This is a genomic window from Streptomyces sp. NPDC088745 (genome assembly GCF_044751045.1).
Lineage (GTDB): Bacteria > Actinomycetota > Actinomycetes > Streptomycetales > Streptomycetaceae > Streptomyces > Streptomyces cremeus.
The window spans coordinates 252496-269778 of sequence record NZ_JBIVLB010000002.1 but is presented as its reverse complement, the minus strand read 5'-3'; the positions used below and the strand labels follow the sequence as shown (position 1 = coordinate 269778).

General features: G+C 73.0%; 15 protein-coding genes and 1 riboswitch. Of the genes, 9 read left to right on the top strand and 6 right to left on the bottom strand.

Annotated elements, in window-relative coordinates; all coding sequences use genetic code 11:
- The first annotated feature begins 32 nt into the window (after positions 1–32).
- From ACIP93_RS05805 to def, 4 genes are all read left to right on the top strand, one after another.
- Entirely contained in the window at positions 33–1466 is a 1434-nt protein-coding gene (locus tag ACIP93_RS05805) for an HD-GYP domain-containing protein (protein ID WP_401756108.1), read from the top strand.
- Positions 1463–2704: an HD domain-containing protein gene (locus tag ACIP93_RS05800; protein ID WP_380837197.1), complete on the top strand. Its 1242-nt coding sequence runs from the start codon at positions 1463–1465 to the stop codon at positions 2702–2704. Before ACIP93_RS05805 ends, ACIP93_RS05800 begins: the two co-directional genes overlap by 4 nt.
- A 104-nt stretch (positions 2705–2808) precedes the next feature.
- On the top strand, positions 2809–3792 hold the full coding sequence (locus tag ACIP93_RS05795) for a hypothetical protein (RefSeq protein WP_345228514.1): 984 nt from the start codon (positions 2809–2811) through the stop codon (positions 3790–3792).
- Positions 3793–3871: 79 nt separating this feature from the next.
- Entirely contained in the window at positions 3872–4504 is a 633-nt protein-coding gene (def, locus tag ACIP93_RS05790; protein WP_345228513.1) for a peptide deformylase, read from the top strand.
- 153 nt (positions 4505–4657) lie between these two features.
- Here def and ACIP93_RS05785 read toward each other — a convergent pair whose 3' ends face one another.
- The gene (locus ACIP93_RS05785; RefSeq protein ID WP_345228512.1) at positions 4658–5626 is read right to left on the bottom strand and encodes a helix-turn-helix domain-containing protein; all 969 of its coding nucleotides are present in this window, start codon (positions 5624–5626) and stop codon (positions 4658–4660) included.
- Between the two features lie 81 nt (positions 5627–5707).
- On the opposite strand from ACIP93_RS05785, the gene ACIP93_RS05780 reads away from it, so the two are divergent.
- From ACIP93_RS05780 to ACIP93_RS05760, 5 genes are all read left to right on the top strand, one after another.
- Complete coding sequence (locus tag ACIP93_RS05780; RefSeq protein WP_345228511.1) at positions 5708–5887, top strand: hypothetical protein; 180 nt, start codon at positions 5708–5710, stop codon at positions 5885–5887.
- 76 nt (positions 5888–5963) lie between these two features.
- Positions 5964–6611 (top strand): response regulator transcription factor, encoded by a 648-nt coding sequence (locus ACIP93_RS05775; RefSeq protein WP_345229153.1) that lies wholly within the window; start codon positions 5964–5966, stop codon positions 6609–6611.
- Between the two features lie 73 nt (positions 6612–6684).
- Positions 6685–7479: an ABC transporter ATP-binding protein gene (locus ACIP93_RS05770; protein WP_401756101.1), complete on the top strand. Its 795-nt coding sequence runs from the start codon at positions 6685–6687 to the stop codon at positions 7477–7479.
- Positions 7473–8810 carry an FtsX-like permease family protein gene (locus tag ACIP93_RS05765; protein ID WP_401756098.1) on the top strand — a complete coding sequence of 446 codons (1338 nt, stop codon included), beginning with the start codon at positions 7473–7475 and terminating at the stop codon, positions 8808–8810. The genes ACIP93_RS05770 and ACIP93_RS05765 overlap by 7 nt, the downstream gene beginning before the upstream one ends.
- Positions 8807–10111 carry a sensor domain-containing protein gene (locus tag ACIP93_RS05760; RefSeq protein WP_401756095.1) on the top strand — a complete coding sequence of 435 codons (1305 nt, stop codon included), beginning with the start codon at positions 8807–8809 and terminating at the stop codon, positions 10109–10111. Before ACIP93_RS05765 ends, ACIP93_RS05760 begins: the two co-directional genes overlap by 4 nt.
- A 177-nt stretch (positions 10112–10288) precedes the next feature.
- On the opposite strand, the gene ACIP93_RS05755 is transcribed toward ACIP93_RS05760, so the two are convergent.
- The 5 genes from ACIP93_RS05755 to ACIP93_RS05735 all read right to left on the bottom strand — a co-directional run bounded on the left by ACIP93_RS05755 (position 10289) and on the right by ACIP93_RS05735 (position 17115).
- Complete coding sequence (locus tag ACIP93_RS05755) at positions 10289–11305, bottom strand: ribonucleotide-diphosphate reductase subunit beta (protein ID WP_401756092.1); 1017 nt, start codon at positions 11303–11305, stop codon at positions 10289–10291.
- Positions 11305–13689: a ribonucleoside-diphosphate reductase subunit alpha gene (locus tag ACIP93_RS05750; RefSeq protein WP_345228506.1), complete on the bottom strand. Its 2385-nt coding sequence runs from the start codon at positions 13687–13689 to the stop codon at positions 11305–11307. The genes ACIP93_RS05755 and ACIP93_RS05750 overlap by 1 nt, the downstream gene beginning before the upstream one ends.
- A gap of 145 nt (positions 13690–13834) precedes the next feature.
- A riboswitch (cobalamin riboswitch) is annotated at positions 13835–13976 on the bottom strand.
- A gap of 72 nt (positions 13977–14048) precedes the next feature.
- The gene (locus tag ACIP93_RS05745) at positions 14049–14582 is read right to left on the bottom strand and encodes a GNAT family N-acetyltransferase (RefSeq protein WP_401756087.1); all 534 of its coding nucleotides are present in this window, start codon (positions 14580–14582) and stop codon (positions 14049–14051) included.
- A gap of 89 nt (positions 14583–14671) precedes the next feature.
- Positions 14672–14890 (bottom strand): YbdD/YjiX family protein, encoded by a 219-nt coding sequence (locus ACIP93_RS05740; RefSeq protein ID WP_345228504.1) that lies wholly within the window; start codon positions 14888–14890, stop codon positions 14672–14674.
- The gene (locus tag ACIP93_RS05735) at positions 14887–17115 is read right to left on the bottom strand and encodes a carbon starvation CstA family protein (RefSeq protein ID WP_401756083.1); all 2229 of its coding nucleotides are present in this window, start codon (positions 17113–17115) and stop codon (positions 14887–14889) included. The genes ACIP93_RS05740 and ACIP93_RS05735 overlap by 4 nt, the downstream gene beginning before the upstream one ends.
- Positions 17116–17283 lie beyond the last annotated feature (168 nt).

Here is a 17283-nt window from a genome sequence, read left to right as displayed (position 1 = left end):
GCAGCGGAGCTGAACAGGTTGCGGGGGAGCGGGTGCGAGCCTTGCCGGCGGGTGCGCGGGTCTACCTCTCCTGCGCCGTGCTGCTCGCGGGAGGGTGCGTCCTGTCCGGCGCGAGCGGCCTGGCGCGGGCCCCCTGGGACGCCGTCGCCCTGCTCGCCGTCCTCTACGCGGTCTGCGAACTGCTGCCCCGCTGCCCGTTCGTCGGGCACTCCGTCTCCGTCGATCCGGGCGCCTTCTTCCCCGTACCGCTGGCAGCCGTCTTCCTGCTGCCGCCGTCCGCCGCCGCGCTGGCCGTGCTGCCCGGGGCGCTGCTGGGGCGGGTGTGGCGCAGGCCCAGCGGGGTGCGGCGGGTGTGGCGGGCGGCGGAGCTGTCCGTCGCCGTGTGGACGGCGTCGTCCCTGCGCACCTGGTGGGGCGAGGGGGCGGGCGGCTTCCCGGGGGTGCTGGTGCCCGCCGGGGTGGCGGTCCTCGGTTTCTGCGCCGTCCTGACGGCGCTGGACGGCGGGATCCTGGTCACCGCGGAGAGGATGCCGGTACGGACCGCCTGGCGCGGCCTCTTCCCGCGCTCGCTGGCCCCGCACTGCGTGCACGGCCTCGCCGGGCTGATGATGGCCGTCCTGTGGCGCAGCCCGTACGGTCCGGTCGCCGCCCTCTTCGTGCTGCTGCCGATGTACCTGTCCTGCTGGGTCTTCACGCAGTACCAGCGCGAGCGCGACGCCCACCGGTCCACCATCCGGGCGCTCGTCCAGGCGGTGGACATCAAGGACCGCTACACCCGCGGCCACAGCGAACGGGTCGGCCGCGCCTCCGCCATGATGGCCGCCGAACTCGGCATGGACGAGGAACGCCGGGAGGTCCTGCGCTTCGCCGGAATCCTGCACGACGTCGGCAAGCTCGGCGTGCCCACCCGCATCCTGCGCAAGGACGGGCCGCTGACCCCGGAGGAACGCCGGGTCATCGAACTGCACCCGGAGTACGGGCACGAGATGGTGCGCGGCATCGGCTTCCTGGGCGAGGCCCGCGCGGCGATCCTGCACCACCACGAACGGATGGACGGCAGCGGCTACCCGTACGGCCTCTCCGGCGAGCGCATCCCGGAGTTCGCACGGGTGGTGGCCGTCGCGGACGCCTTCGACGCGATGACCTCGACCCGCTCCTACCGGCGGGCCCGCCCGGTGCCCGAGGCCCTGGCGGAGCTGGAGCGGTGTGCGGGCACGCAGTTCGACGCCCGCATGGTGAACGCCCTGGTCGCCGCGCTGGACCGGGAGGGCTGGAACCCCGAGGTGACCGCCGGCGAAACGGCTGCCGAGCCGCCCCGGGCCGAGGGCCCGGACCCCTCCCGCGGAGCCGCCGGACCCCGGCCGCTGCCCCTGCCCGCCCCCGCCCGGCCACGTTCCTCGGCGGAACCGGCCGGGGCCGCCCCCCACCTGCCGGAGGGCCTGGACGTGTCCGGGGGGAAGGGGTGAAGCAGCCTCCGGTCGTCCTCGCCGTGCGCGCGGCCGCCCTCCTCTGGGTCCTTCTCGCCCTCGTCCTCCTCGTCCGGGACGGCCTCGACGAGCCCGCCGCCGCCCTCGCCTTCGGCCTGCTCGTCTGCCTGGGCGAACTCGCCCACCGGGGCGGCGAGGCCGCGCCGCTCGGCGCCGCCGGCACCCTCGCGTACGCCCTGCTCGGGCACTGCGGCGGCGAGACCACCGCCCATGGGGTCTCCCAGGTCGTCGTCGTCAGCACCGCCGGGGCGGCCCTCGGCGTGCTGGCCCGCCGGGGCCGCCCGGACGCCGACCGCTGCGCCCGGCGCGTGCTGGTCGGAGGGTTCGCGGCGGTCCTCTTCCAGCCCGCCTACAACTCCGGCGTCGTCGACGGCCTCATCGGGCACGGCACGCTGTACGCGCTCCTCCTGGCGGTGCTGCTCGCGCTCACCGGGCTCTGCGAGGCCGTGCTCGGCGCCGCACTGACCAGGGCCAGGACCGGGCATCCGTACGGGCCGCTCCTGCGGGACGAGCTGCGCGCCCTGCGCGGCATCGGCTCGGCCGTGTGCGCGACCGGCGTGGTGATGGCGCTGGCGGTGGGCGTGGTGGGGCTGTGGGCGCTGCCCGTGTTCTGCGTGCCGCTGCTGCTCACCCAGTTGTCCTTCCGGCGGTACGGGGAGGTCAGGGACACCTACCGGCAGACCATCGCCTCGCTCGCCCGCGCCACCGAGATCGCCGGGTACACCCGGCCGGGGCACGCCCACCGGGTGGCCGCGCTGGCGGCGGCCGTCGGCCGCGAGCTGGGGCTCTCGGGGAACGAGGTGACCGTGCTGGAGTACGCGGCCCTCATGCACGACATCGGCCAGCTCTCCCTCGTCGACCCGGTGCCCGCCGGGGCCACCGCCTCGCTCCCCGCCGACGAGCAGCGCCGCATCGCCCTGCTCGGGGGCGCGGTCGTGCGGCGGACCGGAGTTCCGGCGGAGGTCGCCGCAGTCGTGGAGCGGCAGGCCGATCCGTACCGCGAGCAGCCCCTCGCCGCCAGAATCGTCCGTACTGTCAACGCGTACGACGACCTCTCGGGGGAATGCGGAGGAGGGCTGGGCGGCCCGCTGAGCGCGCTGGAACGCCTGCGGCTGGACACCGGGCGCGAATACCAGAGCGAGGTCGTGGAATCCCTGGCCCGCGTCCTGCGACGGGAGGATCGCGCGCTCGGAGTCGCCCTGTCCCCACCGGGGTAACCAGTGGGTAATGAGCGGGCCTCCGACCGGGCATGGTTGGATGCGAAGAGAGCCCCTGACAGCGGAGACGCGCAGGGGAGGGAGCCAACCGGCAGGCGGGAATCGTGAGGATCTTCGGGAAGGTACGGCATCGGCCCTCCGCCTCGTGGCGGCAGGCCACCGACCGCGCGTTCACGCTGATCGGCGACGGTCGGTACGAGGACGCGGGAGCGCTGCTGACGCGTGCGGCGGATCTCGAACCCTGGCTCTCGGAGTCCTGGTTCAATCTGGCGCTGCTGCACAAGTTCCGGCACGACTGGGACCAGGCGCGGGCCGCCGGCCTGCGGGCCGTCGCCCTGCTCGACCGCGAGGAGGGCGCCCCGGACTGGTGGAACGTCGGCATCGCCGCCACCGCCCTCCAGGACTGGCCGCTCGCCCGCCGCGCCTGGCAGGCGTACGGGCTCAAGGTGCCCGGCGCCCCCACCGAGAGCGGCGAACCGGTCGGCATGGAGCTGGGCAGCGCGGCCGTCCGGCTCTCGCCCGAGGGCGAGGCAGAAGTGGTGTGGGGGCGCAGGCTGGACCCCGCCCGCATCGAGGTGCTGTCCATTCCGCTTCCCTCCTCGGGGCGGCGCTGGGGCGAGGTCGTCCTGCACGACGGGGTGCCGCACGGCGAGCGGGTGACGGCCGCCGGGCCCTCCTTCCCGGTCTTCGACGAGATCGAGCTGTGGGCCCCCTCCCCGGTCCCCACCTGGGTGGTCCTCCTGGAGGCCGCCACCGAGGCCGACCGGGACGCCCTGGAGCGGCTGGCCGCGGACGCCGGATTCGCCGCCGAGGACTGGTCCTCGTCGGTACGCCTGCTGTGCCGCTCCTGCTCGGAGTCCCGGATGCCCTCCGACGAGGGCGACGGCGAACAGCACCTCGACCCGCACGACCACTCCGAACCCGGCCACCCCGGCCCGCTCGGCCACCGCACCAACGGCGACCTCTGGGTCCCCGAGCGGGAGTGCGGCCTGGCCGCGCCGCCGCAACTGGTGCGCGGGCTGCTCGACGGGTGGGTCGCCGACAGCCCGGACAGCCGGGAGTGGCGGGACCTCGAAGAGGTCTGCTGAGACCTCGGGCGCCGAGTCGGCCGCGTACGCTGTACGGGCAACAACCCCACCTGAGTTTTGAGGAAGGCGTACGGCGGACATGGCGCAACAGCAGCAGGTCGACGAGCAGGTCGGTACGGAGTTCGTGGTGGACACGGAGGACTGCGAGGCGCGCGAGCTGGCACACCGCGAGCGCGGCACCGCCCGGCCCATCACGGTCGTCGGCAACCCGGTGCTGCACCGCGAGTGCCGGGACGTCACCGAGTTCGGCGACGAGCTGGCCTCCCTCATCGACGACATGTTCGCCAGCCAGAAGGCCGCCGAGGGGGTGGGCCTGGCCGCCAACCAGATCGGCGTCGACCTCAAGGTCTTCGTGTACGACTGCCCCGACGACGACGGCGTGCGCCACACCGGAGTCGTGGTCAACCCGGTCCTGGACGAGCTGCCCGCCGAGCGCCGGGTCCTGGACGACTCCAACGAGGGCTGCCTCTCCGTCCCCACCGCCTACGCCGAGCTGGCCCGCCCCGACTACGCGGTCGTCCGCGGCCAGGACGCCCAGGGCAAGCCGATCGCCGTCGAGGGCACCGGCTACTTCGCCCGCTGCCTCCAGCACGAGACGGACCACCTCTACGGCCGCCTCTACATCGACCGCCTCTCCAAGCGCGAGCGCAAGGCCGCCCTCAAGCAGATGGAAGAGGGCACCCCGCGCTACGAGACGGTCCCCAACGACTAGTGCCCGGTCGTCCTCCCGGTGCCCGGCCCCTCGAAGGAGCGGCCGGGCACCGGCCGTTGTGCCCCGTTCACGGCCGGGGCCGCAGACCGGGCAGGACCTCCTGGACGAGGTCGGCGCTGCGGCGCACCGCGGGGCCCCGGCGCGCGGGTCCCTTCACGCGGCCCGCGCCGGGCCCCGGAAGGTCCGGCGGTACGCGTGCGGGGTCGTCCCCAGCGTCCGCAGGAAGTGGTGCCGCAGCCCGGCCGCCGTGCCGAAGCCCGTACGGCCGGCGACCACGTCGATCGTCTCGTCCGTCGCCTCTAGCAACTCCTGCGCCAGCAGCACCCGTTGCCGCAGCAGCCAGCGGTACGGAGTCGTCCCCGTCTCCTGCTGGAAGCGCCGGGCGAACGTGCGCGGCGACATGTGGGCCCTCGCCGCCAGCTCCTCCACGGTGACCTCCCGTTCGAGGTTGCGCTCCATCCAGACCAGCACCTCGCCCACGGTGTCGCAGGGCCCGTGGGTGAGCGGGCGCTCGATGTACTGGGCCTGCCCGCCGTCCCGGTGCGGCGGCACGACCATCCGCCGGGCGATGGTGTTGGCCACCTCGGGCCCGTTCTCCTGCCGCACCAGGTGCAGGCAGGCGTCGATGCCCGAGGCCGTGCCCGCCGAGGTGATCACGCTGCCCTCGTCGACGTACAGCACGTCCGGCTCCAGCCGGGCCAGCGGGTGGCGCCGGGCCAGCTCGTCCACGTGCCGCCAGTGCGTGGTGCAGCGGCGGCCGTCGAGGAGTCCCGCCGCGCCCAGGACGAACGCGCCCGTGCACACGCTCAGCACCCGCGCCCCGCGTTCGACGCCCCGGCGCAGCGCGGCCAGCAGCTCCTCCGGGTAGGTGCGGGACGCGCAGTGCTGGTCGGCGGGGACGCAGATCAGGTCCGCCTCCTCCAGCCGGTCGAGTCCGTGGGCGACGTTGATGGTGAACGAGCCGGACCGGGTGGCCAGTTCGCTCCGGCGTACGGCGCAGACGGCGAAGTCGTAGACGGGCAGGCCCTGGTCGCTGCGGTCGATGCCGAAGACCTCGCAGACCACGCCGAGTTCGAAGGGGTTGACGCCGTCGACGAGGGCGACGGCCACGTTGTTCAGCATGTCCTCAGTGTGGCAGTAATTCGATGAATGGTGACAGTCCTGCCACTCATCAAAGCGGCCTCGCAGCAGCAGAGTTGAGGCATGAACACATTCCTGGACCTCCTGGCCGTGGCGTTCGTCGCCGTCCTTCTCGCACTTCCCTCGCTCATCGGGCACGCCCGGGACCTCACCGTCGACCGTCAGCTCCGCCGGGCGGCGGAGGCCCGCGCCGCCGAGGAGGTGAAGCGGCACGCCCGCACCGGGTTCGGGCGTGCCGCCTGAAACGCCGGAGCCGTCGGCCTGCTGGTTGAATGAGGGCACGGCGGACGGCGGGCGAGGGCGGGAGCGGACAGTGCGGGTGGTCATCGCCGAGGACTCGGTCATCCTCCGGGAAGGCATGGTGGAGCTGCTGACCGCGCGCGGCTGCGAGGTGGTCGCCACCGCGGGCGACGCGGACGGGCTGCTGTCCGCGGTGGCCGACCACCTTCCCGAGGTGGCCGTGGTCGACATCCGGATGCCGCCCACCCACACCGACGAGGGGATGCGCGCCGCCGTGCGACTGCGCTCCGAGCACCCGGGGCTGGGCGTCCTGGTCTTCTCCCAGCACGCCGACACCTCCTGGGCGGCCCGGCTGCTGGCGGGCGACCCGGCGGGCGTCGGCTACCTGCTGAAGGAGCGCGTCTCCGCCACCGCCGACTTCGTCGACGCGCTGCGCCGGGTCGCGGCCGGCGGGGTGGTGCTCGACCCGGTGATCGTCAGCCGGCTGCTGAACAACGGGACCCGGCCGCTCGACCGGCTGACCCCCCGGGAGCGGGAGGTGGTGGACCTGATGGCCCAGGGGCACTCGAACCGGTCCATCGCCGGGCTGCTCGTCATCTCGGAGCGGGCGGTGGAGAAGCACGTGGCCTCCGTGTTCACCAAGTTCGACCTGCCGGCGACCGACGCGGACAACCGCAGGGTGAAGGCCGTGGTGACGTACTTGCAGGAGGTCGGGCCCCGGGGGTAGGGCGGATATCCGAACCTCCGGGACGGGCGGTACCCCCGTGGTCCGCGCGGGCCGCGCGGCCAAGAATTGACCCATGCCGATCCGTACCGAAGTCCCCGACCGTCCCCCGCACGCACCGGGCCCGCCGGAGCCGAGTCCGCGTCCGGGGCTGCGGCTCCGTGCCGAGAACCTGCGCCGCTCGTACGGCCGTGGCCGCGACGCCGTCCACGCCCTGCGCGGCGTCGACGTCGTCTTCGCGGAGGGCAGCTTCACCGCGGTGATGGGCCCCTCCGGATCGGGCAAGTCCACCCTGCTGCAGTGCGTGGCGGGGATGGACCGGCAGACGTCCGGAACGGTCCACTGGGGGTCCACGGAGATCACCGGACTGTCCGAGCGGCGGCTGGCGCGACTGCGCCGGGCCGACGCGGGCTTCGTCTTCCAGGCGTACAACCTGCTGCCCGCCATGACGGTCGAGCAGAACGTGGCGCTGCCCGCCCGGCTCGCGGGCGAGCGGATCGACCGGGCGGCGGTGGCCGGGGCACTCGCGCAGGTGGGGCTCGCCGGGCGGGGCAAGGAGCGGCCGGGGCGGCTCTCCGGCGGCCAGCAGCAGCGGGTGGCGGTGGCCCGCGCCCTGTACGCCCGGCCGCGGGTCCTGTTCGCGGACGAGCCGACCGGCGCCCTGGACCGGGCGACCGGCCTGCAGGTGCTGGGGCTGCTGCGCACGGGCGTCGAGGAGCAGGGGCGTACGTGTGTGATGGTGACGCACGACCCCGTGGCGGCGAGTTTCGCCGACCGGGTGCTGTTCCTCTCCGACGGGGTGCTGGTCGAGGACCTGGTGCGGCCGTCCGCCGCCCGGATCGCGCGACAGTTGGGAGGCCCGGCGTGCTGAGGTTCGCGCTCGGGGGGCTGCGGGCCGGGCCCGCCTCCTTCGCGGGGCCGGCCGTGGCGTTGCTGCTGACGGTCGCCGTGATCACCCTGTTCGGCTCGCTCGTCCTGACGGCGGCCGACGGGGGCGGTGACGAACGGCTGGCGATGATCGGCGGGGCGTTCGGCGAGATCGCGATGCTGATGGCGTTGTTCGTGGTGGCCAACACCCTGTCGTTCTCGGTGCGGCAGCAGGCCCGGGAGATGGTGCTGCTGCGGACCAGCGGAGCGACGCCGGTGCAGGTCAAGCGGCTGGTCCGGTACGAGGTGCTGCTGCTGGCCCTGCTCGTCTCGCCACCCGGGTGGCTGCTCGGCGGCTGGGGTGCGCGCTGGTTCCTGGCGGAGCTGGCCGCCCGGGACCTCGCTCCGGTGGACGCGGTCGTGCCGTGGTCGCCGTGGCCCCCGCTGGCCGGGACGGCGGTGACGCTGCTCGTCGGGGCCGGTGCGTCGAAGATCGCCGCCCGTCGGACGGTCGTCGACCGGCCCGCCGCGGCGATGGCGCGGACGGCCGGGGCGGACCGGCTGGGCCTGCTGCGCGGGCTCGCCGGGGTGCTCGCCCTCGGGGGGACCGTGCCCCTCCTGCTGCTCACGGCCCGCCAACCGGTGGAGAAGGCGGCGCAGTCGGCGCTGCTGGGCTCGCTGCTCTGCATGATCGTGGCCGGGCTGCTCGGCCCCGCGCTGGCGCGGCCCGCCGTGGCGCTGCTCGGTCTGCCGTTCCGGCTGGCGGGCGCCCGGCACCGGGGTGACGGCGGGGGCGCGCTCGCCGCGCAGAACCTCCGGGGGAACGCCCACCGGCTGTCGTCCGCGCTGATTCCGATCGCGCTGCTGGTCGGGCTCTCCACCACCTTCGCCGCCGTCACCGGCACCCTTCAGCAGGTCGCCCCGCCGGGAGCACAGGCCGAGAGCGACGTCTGGCTGCGCGGGGTGGAACTCGCCATGCTGGCCGGTTTCGGCGCGGTGGCCACGGTGAACACGCTCGTCTCGCTGACCGCCGCGAGGCGGCGCGAGTACGCCCTGCTCGCCCTGACCGGGGCGACGCGGCGGCAGCTCATGCGGATGCTCGGCAGTGAGGCGGTGCTGACCGCGGGGGCGGGGGTGCTGCTCGGGCTGCTGGTCGCGGCACCCATGAGCTGCGCGTTCGCGCTGGCCGCCACGGGCAGCGCGCTGCCGGTGGTGCCGCTCGGGTCGTTCGGCCCCGTGGTGCTCGGGGCGGTGGCGCTGACCGTGCTGACCGTGCTGGCCACCGGGGCGCGGGCCACCTCGCGGCTGAACACCTCCGAGGCGGCCGCGCAGTGACGGAACATCACCTCCGCGACGCGGACGGCGGAACTCCGGCCGGCGCTCCCGGCGCCCCGCGCCGCCCGGCGCTCCGGGCCGCCGGATACCTCGCCGCCGCTCTGCCGCTCTCGCTCCTGGGCGCCGCCTACGTTCTGCTGGTCCTGTACGTCGGCGGCCTGCTGGCGCTCACCCTGGTCGGGCTGCCGCTGCTGGCGCTCGGGCTGCGGGGCGCACGCCACCTGGTCCGGGTCCACCTGCGGCTGGTCCGGGTGCTGCTCGACGAGGTGGTCGAGAGCCCCGCGCCCCCGCCCGCGGCCGACGGCACGATCGCCTGGGTGCGCGGCAGTCTGTCGGACGTCACCGCGTGGCGCGGCCTGCTCTATCTGCTGCTCAGACTGCCGCTCGACCTGCTCGGCCTCGTGGTGGCGCTCGGGCTGCCGCTGTTCGGCGTCTGGTCGGCGGTGTGGGCGTCGGCCGGCGGCCAGGAGTGGTGGGTCGTGGCCGCCGCGGTCCTGTTCGCGCTGGCCGTGCTGGTGCTCGGCCCTGTGGTGTTCCGTGCGTGGGCGCGGCTGCACCGTTCGCTGGCTCGCGCCCTGCTCGGCCCCAGCGCCTCCCAACTGCGGGTGCGGACCCTGGAACGGGCGCGCGGCGCGGCCCTGGCCGAGAGCGACCGCGGCCTGCGCCAGGTCGAACGCGATCTGCACGACGGCACCCAGGCGCAGCTCGTCGCGCTCGCGATGACGCTGTCCCTGACCGCCGACGCGCTGTCCGACGACGTACGGGAGGCGACCGGCGACGCGCCCTGGGAGCGGCCCCGCACGCTCGTCGCCCGGGCCCGCGCCCAGACCGACGACGCGATCGCCGAACTGCGCCGCCTCATCGACGGGATCAGTCCCGCCGCGCTCGACCGCGGACTGCTGGACGCCCTGCCGCAGTTGACGGGCCGGGCCGGGGTGCCGGTGTCCCTGCGGGTGGACGTGGAGCAGCAGCCGGACCCGGCCGTCGAGCGCGTCGCGTACTTCTGCGTGGCGGAGCTGCTCACCAACGTCGCCAAGCACAGCGGAGCGACCCGGGCGTCGGTGGACGTCCGCGTCGTGGGCGAGGAGCGCAGGGGGAAGAAGCCCAGGATCAGGAAGCCCAAGGGGATGAAGCTGCGGATCACCGTCCACGACGACGGCGTCGGAGGCGCCGGGCTCGGCAGGGGCAGCGGGCTGTCGGGGCTGCGGGAGCGGCTGGCGGCGGTGGACGGCACGCTCGGCGTCGACAGCCCGGCCTCCGGCACGACCTCCGTCGTGCTGGAGATGCCGCTCCACCTCTGACGGCTTCAGCTCTGACGGCTTCAGCTCTGACAGCTCCGCCTCTGACGGCTTCACCTCGGCCAGTGGGGGAGCGGCACGGTGAGGACGCCCCGGAGCAGGGGGGATGCGGACACGCGACAGCCCTGTGCCGTCACGGCGCGGTCCCGCGTCCCCCCCGCCCCGGGGTGCGGCCCTCGGCTAGAAGTCGTCGTCGAAGCCGACCGTGCCCTCGACGGCCACCTGGTACGCGGAGACCCGGCGCTCGAAGAAGTTCGTCAGCTCCTGGACGCCCTGGAGCTCCATGAAGGAGAACGGGTTGGAGGACCCGTACACCTTCGGGAAGCCGAGGCGCTCCAGGCGCTGGTCGGCGACGCACTCCAGGTACTCGCGCATGGACTCCGTGTTCATGCCCGGCAGTCCCTCGCCGCACAGGTCGCGGCCGAACTGGAGCTCCGCGGCGACCGCTTCCTTCAGCATGTCGGTGACCTGCTGCTCCAGCTCGTCGTCGAAGAGGTCCGGCTCCTCCTTGCGGACGGTGTCCACGACCTCGAACGCGAAGTTCATGTGCATGGTCTCGTCCCGGAAGACCCAGTTCGTCCCGGTCGCGAGGCCGTGCAGCAGGCCCCGCGAGCGGAACCAGTAGACGTACGCGAAGGCGCCGTAGAAGAACAGGCCCTCGATGCACGCCGCGAAGCAGATCAGGTTGAGCAGGAAGCGGCGGCGGTCGGCCTTCGTCTCCAGGCGGTCGATCTTCTCGACCGAGTCCATCCACTTGAAGCAGAACTGCGCCTTCTCGCGGATGGAGGGGATCTCCTCGACCGCGTCGAAGGCCGCGGCGCGGTCGTCCGGGTCGGGGAGGTAGGTGTCCAGGAGCGTCAAGTAGAACTGGACGTGCACGGCCTCCTCGAAGAGCTGGCGGGAGAGGTACAGCCGCGCCTCGGGGGAGTTGATGTGCTTGTACAGGGTCAGCACGAGGTTGTTGGAGACGATCGAGTCGCCCGTGGCGAAGAACGCGACCAGGCGGCCGATCATGTGCTGCTCGCCCGGCGTCAGCTTCGCGAGGTCCGCGACGTCCGAGTGGAGGTCGACCTCCTCGACGGTCCAGGTGTTCTTGATCGCGTCCCGGTAGCGCTCGTAGAAGTCCGGGTAGCGCATCGGGCGCAGCGTCAGCTCGAAGCCGGGGTCGAGCAGGTTCTTTTCGCTGTTGGTGCTCATTACTGGCAGGCCTCGCAGGACTCGGGGTTTTCCAGGGAGCAGGCGAGCGCCTCGGCGTCGGTCGTCTGCTGCACGGGGAGGGGGACGGGGGCGGCGGCAGCGGTCTGCGAGCCGGCGGCGCGGGCGATCCGGGTGGCGGGGCGCGAGCGCAGGTAGTACGTCGTCTTCAGGCCCTTCTTCCAGGCGTACGCGTACATCGAGCTGAGCTTGCCGATGGTGGGCGTCTCCAGGAAGAGGTTGAGCGACTGGGACTGGTCGAGGTACGGGGTGCGGGCGGCGGCCATGTCGATCAGGCCGCGCTGCGGGATCTCCCAGGCGGTGCGGTAGAGGTCGCGGACCTCCTGGGGGATCCAGTTGAAGCCCTGGACCGAGCCCGACGCGTCGCGCAGCGCCTCACGGGTCTGGGCGTCCCAGACGCCGAGCTCCTTGAGGTCGCGCACCAGGTAGGAGTTGACCTGGAGGAACTCGCCGGAGAGGGTCTCGCGCTTGAAGAGGTTGGAGACCTGCGGCTCGATGCACTCGTAGACGCCCGCGATGGAGGCGATGGTGGCCGTCGGGGCGATGGCCAGCAGGAGCGAGTTGCGCATGCCGGTCTTCGCGACGCGGGCGCGCAGCGCCTCCCAGCGCTCCGGCCAGGTGACCTCGACGCCGTAGTGGTCGGGGTGCAGGACGCCGCGCGCGGTGCGGGTCTTCTCCCAGGCGGGGAGGGGTCCGCTGCGCTCGGCGAGGTCGCAGGACGCCTCGTACGCGGCGAGCATGATCCGCTCGGCGATGCGGGTGGAGAGCGCCGCCGCCTCCGGGGAGTCGAAGGGGAGCTTCAGCTTGAAGAAGACGTCCTGGAGGCCCATCGCGCCCAGGCCGACCGGCCGCCAGCGGGAGTTGGAGTTGCCGGCCTGCTCGGTCGGGTAGAAGTTGATGTCCACCACGCGGTCGAGGAAGGTGACGGCGGTGTGGACCGTCCGGTCCAGGCGGTCCCAGTCGATCTCGCCGCTGTCCAGGACGAAGGCGCCCATGTTGACCGAGCCGAGGTTGCAGACGGCCGTCTCGCCGTCATCGGTGACTTCGAGGATCTCGGTGCACAGGTTGGAGGAGTGGACCGTGTGGCCCGGCTCCGCCGTCTGGTTGGCGGTGCGGTTGGAGGCGTCCTTGAAGGTCATCCAGCCGTTGCCGGTCTGCGCGAGGGTGCGCATCATGCGGCCGTACAGCTCGCGGGCCGGCAGGGACTTCTTGGCCAGGCCCTGCGCCTCCGCCCTGCGGTAGGCGGCGTCGAAGTCGTCGCCCCACAGGTCCACCAGCTCGGGGACGTCGGCGGGGGAGAACAGCGACCACTGGCCGTCCTGGTCCACGCGGCGCATGAACTCGTCCGGGATCCAGTGGGCGAGGTTGAGGTTGTGGGTGCGGCGGGCGTCCTCGCCGGTGTTGTCGCGGAGCTCCAGGAACTCCTCGATGTCCGCGTGCCAGGTCTCCAGGTAGACGGCGGCCGCGCCCTTGCGGCGGCCGCCCTGGTTGACGGCCGCGACGGAGGCGTCGAGCGTCTTCAGGAACGGGACGATGCCGTTGGAGTGGCCGTTGGTGCCGCGGATCAGGGAGCCGCGGGCGCGGATGCGCGAGTACGACAGACCGATGCCGCCGGCGTGCTTGGACAGGCGCGCGACCTGGTGGTAGCGGTCGTAGATCGAGTCCAGCTCGTCCATCGGGGAGTCGAGGAGGTAGCAGGACGACATCTGCGGGTGGCGGGTGCCGGAGTTGAAGAGCGTCGGCGAGGACGGCAGGTAGTCCAGACGGCTCATCAGCCGGTACAGCGAGGCGACCTCGGCGAGAGCCCGCTCGCTGTCGTCCGCCGCCAGGCCGGAGGCCACGCGCAGCATGAAGTGCTGCGGGGTCTCGATCACCTGACGGGTGATGGGGTGGCGCAGCAGGTAGCGGCTGTAGACCGTGCGCAGGCCGAAGTACTCGAAGCGGTCGTCGCCCTCGAGGTCGATCAGCTCGTCCAGCGCCGCCGCGTGCTTGGCGACGAACTCGGCCGTACGGTCCGCGATGAGCCCTTCGCGGTGGCCGACGGCGACGGACCCGGAGAAGCAGCCCACCCCCTGGGAGGCGGCCTCGTCCCGGATCGTACGGGCGAGCAGGCGCGCGGCGAGGCGCGAGTAGGCGGGGTCCTCGGAGATGAGCCCTGCGGCGGCCTCGGTGGCCAGCTCCCGGAGCTCGGCGGCGTCCGAGCGCGCGTTGCGCCCCCGCAGGGCGGCGGCGGCGACCCGGCCGGGGTCGGTGTCGGTGAGGTCGGCGGTCAGGTCGGTCAGGGTGCGCAGCAGCGCGGTGCCGGGGGCGTCCTGACTGTCCTGACTCTGCTCGGCGGTGGCCGGGTCGACTGGCGCGATGGTCACGTGGGGGCTCTCCCTCGCTCGGCGCGGGGCCACGGGGCGGAGCGGGGGCGCGCGAGCAGGCGTCCGCCCCGGAAGAAGGGCGCACGTCGCCTGGCGTCCACCGGCTCATCCTCGAAGCCCGGACGTATCGGAATCCGGTTCGGTCGAGCCGGATCACACCGTCGGCAGGTCCTCGGACTTGGCGGTACGCAAATGCGTACATGACACACCGTTGCGGGACAGTTCCGGATTCTCACCGGATTCCCCTGCGGCGACAGCGAGGACGAGCATACATGTGGTGGGTCCCCGTTGGGGAACCCACCACATGTTGTGTCGCGCGCCGTTGCGCTTCCCCGGCTAAAGGGGGTACGGGCCCCGTTTCACCGGGATCCTGAGCCCCCGCGCGCACCGGGCTGGAGCGCCAGTGCGTACGTCAGCAGGCCCAGTCCGGGCACCGGTTGCCAGTCCCGCTCGGGCGTCCGTACGAAGCCGAGGCGCTCGTAGATCCGGTGCGCCCCCAGCATCGTCGGCTGGGTCGACATCACCAGCCGGACGACCCCTTCCTCGGCCCGTGCGCGGGCGACACAGGCCCGCACGAGGCTCTCGCCCGCCCCGCGCCCCCGGGCCGCCCGTGCGACCGCGAGCATGCGGAACTCGGCCTCGCCGGGGACGCCGATGTCCTGGAGCGGGCTGCCCTGGGGAGCATAGGTGACGGTGCCCAGGAGGGTGTCGTCGGCGTCCACGGCGACCAGGAGGTCGGCCTTCGCGGCGCGGGAGGCGGCGTCGCGCAGGGTGGTCGCGTAGGTGTTGTCCTCGCCGCCGTCGAGGAGGCCGTCGTCGAGGTAGGCGCGGGCGGTGATCTCGCCCACGGCCGGGTATTCGGGGGGTTCCGCGATGCGGATGCGCATGTCCATGCCGGGCAGTGTGCAACGGCGGGGGCCCGGCGTCCCACCCCGTGTCGAGGGGCGGGACACCGGGCCGTACCGCGGTCGCTCCGACCGGTTCAGCAGCAGCGGAAGCCGTCGCGGGGGTCGCCCTCGCGGGCGTCGGTGCGGCTGCGCTCGAAGGCGCGGCGGGTCATGACCGCGGCGTCCGGGTCGTGCGCGCGGGCGTGGGCGACGTAGTGGTCGTACGCCGCCTCGCCGGTCACCTCGCGGACGTACCAGCGCAGCCGGGACAGCCAGTGCCGCAGCCCTGCCGTGCGCACCGCGCCCGTGGTCATACCGTGCTCTCCTCCTTGCGCGGGCGGCCGTCCGGGCCCAGGCCCGCGGCGGCCAGCTCGGCCTTCTCCTCCTTGGTGGCGAACAGGGAGGCCGGGGCGACGAGCTTCGACTCGACGTACGGGGTCTCGCTGAGCTCGACCCCGGCCGGGTTGCGGACCGCCTTCAGGCAGGCGCGGCAGGCCTCGAAGAGGACGACCAGGATCAGCACCGCGAACAGGACGGACAGGACGCCGTCGACCGTGGAGTTGGTGACGATGGTCTCCATCTGCTCGCGGTTCTTGGCGAGTCCGACCTTGTCGAGGCCCTTGTCGAGGGCGCTCTGGTAGACGTCGCGCTGGGCGAAGAAGCCCACCTTGGGGTCGGCGGAGAAGATCTTCTGCCAGCTCGCGGTGAGCGTGACCGCGACGTCCCACAGCAGCGGAACGGCCGTCACCCAGGCGTACTTGAGACGCCCGGACTTGATGAGGAGGGTGGTGCAGACGGCGAGCGCCACGGCCGCGAGGAGCTGGTTGGCGATGCCGAACAGCGGGAAGAGCTGGTTGATGCCGCCCAGCGGGTCGTGCACGCCGACCCACAGGAAGTAGCCCCAGGCCAGGACGACGATCGCGCTGGCGATCCAGACGCCGGGCTTCCAGCTGACGTTCTTGAACGGCTTGTAGACGTTGCCCAGCATGTCCTGGAGCATGAAGCGGCCGACCCGGGTGCCCGCGTCCAGCGTCGTCAGGATGAACAGCGCCTCGAACATGATGGCGAAGTGGTACCAGAAGGCCTTCATCGCGGCCCCGCCGAAGGCCGCCGAGAAGATCTCGGACAGACCCAGCGCGAAGGTCGGCGCACCGCCCGTGCGGTGCAGCAGGCTGGCCTCCTCGACGTCCTTGGCGGCCTGCGCCAACTGCTCGGGGGTGATGGTGAAGCCGAGGTTCCCGACCGCCTGCGAGGCCGCCTGGACGGTGTCGCCGACCACGCCCGCGGGCGCGTTGACGGCGAAGTAGAGGCCCGGGTCGATGATGCAGGCGGCGATCAGCGCCATGATCGCGACGAACGACTCGATCAGCATGGAGCCGTAGCCGATCGTGCGGATCTGGGTCTCCTTCTGGATCATCTTCGGGGTGGTGCCCGAGGAGATGAGGGAGTGGAACCCGGAGAGCGCGCCGCACGCGATGGTGATGAACACGAAGGGGAAGAGCGAGCCCGCGAAGACCGGACCCGTCCCGCTGGTCGCGAACTGCGTGATGCCGTCCATCTTCAGCGTCGGCAGCGCGATCAGCACGCCCACCGCGAGCAGCGCGATCGTGCCGACCTTCATGAACGTCGACAGGTAGTCGCGCGGCGCGAGCAGCAGCCACACCGGCAGCACCGAGGCGAGGAACCCGTAGACCACCATCCAGATGACCAGCGTGCCCGGCTCCAGCGTGAAGGTCTCCGCCCAGGAGGACTCGGCGACCCAGCCGCCCGCGACGATCGCGAGCAGCAGCAGCGCGACGCCGATCAAAGACACCTCGGTGACCCGGCCGGGCCGCAGGATGCGCAGGTAGACGCCCATGAAGAGGGCGATCGGGATGGTCATGCCGATGGAGAAGACGCCCCAGGGGGACTCCGCCAGCGCGTTCACGATGATCAGTGCGAGCACCGCGAGCAGGATGATCATGATCGCGAACACGGCGATCAGCGCCGCCGCGCCGCCGACCGGGCCGATCTCGTCCCGGGCGATCTGGCCGAGCGAACGGCCGTTGCGACGCGTCGAGAAGAACAGCGTCACCATGTCCTGCACCGCGCCCGCGAAGATCACGCCCGCGACGATCCAGATGGTGCCCGGCAGGTACCCCATCTGGGCCGCCAGCACCGGCCCGACCAGCGGGCCCGCGCCCGCGATGGCCGCGAAGTGGTGGCCGAAGAGCACCCGGCGGTCGGTGGGGTGGAAGTCCACGCCGTCGTCGTTGAGTTCGGCCGGGGTGGCGCGGGTCTTGTCGACCTTCAGTACGCGGTGGGCGATGAACTTGGAGTAGAAGCGGTAGGCGATGGCGTACGAGCCGAGGGCCGCGGCCAGCATCCACACGGCCGAGACGTCCTCGCCGCGGGAGAGCGCGAGCACCGCCCAGCCCGCCGCGCCGGCGATCGCGACCAGGGTCCAGATCGCCACGGACTTGGGCGACAGCTTCCGCCGGGCGGGGCCCGGGGGCGACCCGGCCTGCTCGGTCTCGGCTGTCGGTCTCGGCTCTGCCATGGCGATCCGTCCCCTCGCGCGATCTTCACTGTCACAACGTGCGCGAAATCTAGGGGCTGCGACCGGGCCGCGTAACCCCCTGTCCGCATATCGGTACGGACACGGCCCGACCACCGCAGGTCAGCGGGGGTACCACTGTCGACCGGCGGCCCCCGGGGGCGACGGGCG

Bases quoted from the DNA above. Each gene is read 5' to 3' on its own strand.
- def (WP_345228513.1), top strand. From the start codon at position 3,872: ATGGCGCAACAGCAGCAGGTCGACGAGCAGGTCGGTACGGAGTTCGTG.
- ACIP93_RS05785 (WP_345228512.1), bottom strand. From the start codon at position 5,626: ATGCTGAACAACGTGGCCGTCGCCCTCGTCGACGGCGTCAACCCCTTC.
- ACIP93_RS05780 (WP_345228511.1), top strand. From the start codon at position 5,708: ATGAACACATTCCTGGACCTCCTGGCCGTGGCGTTCGTCGCCGTCCTT.
- ACIP93_RS05770 (WP_401756101.1), top strand. From the start codon at position 6,685: ATGCCGATCCGTACCGAAGTCCCCGACCGTCCCCCGCACGCACCGGGC.
- ACIP93_RS05755 (WP_401756092.1), bottom strand. From the start codon at position 11,305: ATGAGCACCAACAGCGAAAAGAACCTGCTCGACCCCGGCTTCGAGCTG.
- ACIP93_RS05745 (WP_401756087.1), bottom strand. From the start codon at position 14,582: ATGGACATGCGCATCCGCATCGCGGAACCCCCCGAATACCCGGCCGTG.
- ACIP93_RS05740 (WP_345228504.1), bottom strand. From the start codon at position 14,890: ATGACCACGGGCGCGGTGCGCACGGCAGGGCTGCGGCACTGGCTGTCC.
- ACIP93_RS05735 (WP_401756083.1), bottom strand. From the start codon at position 17,115: ATGGCAGAGCCGAGACCGACAGCCGAGACCGAGCAGGCCGGGTCGCCC.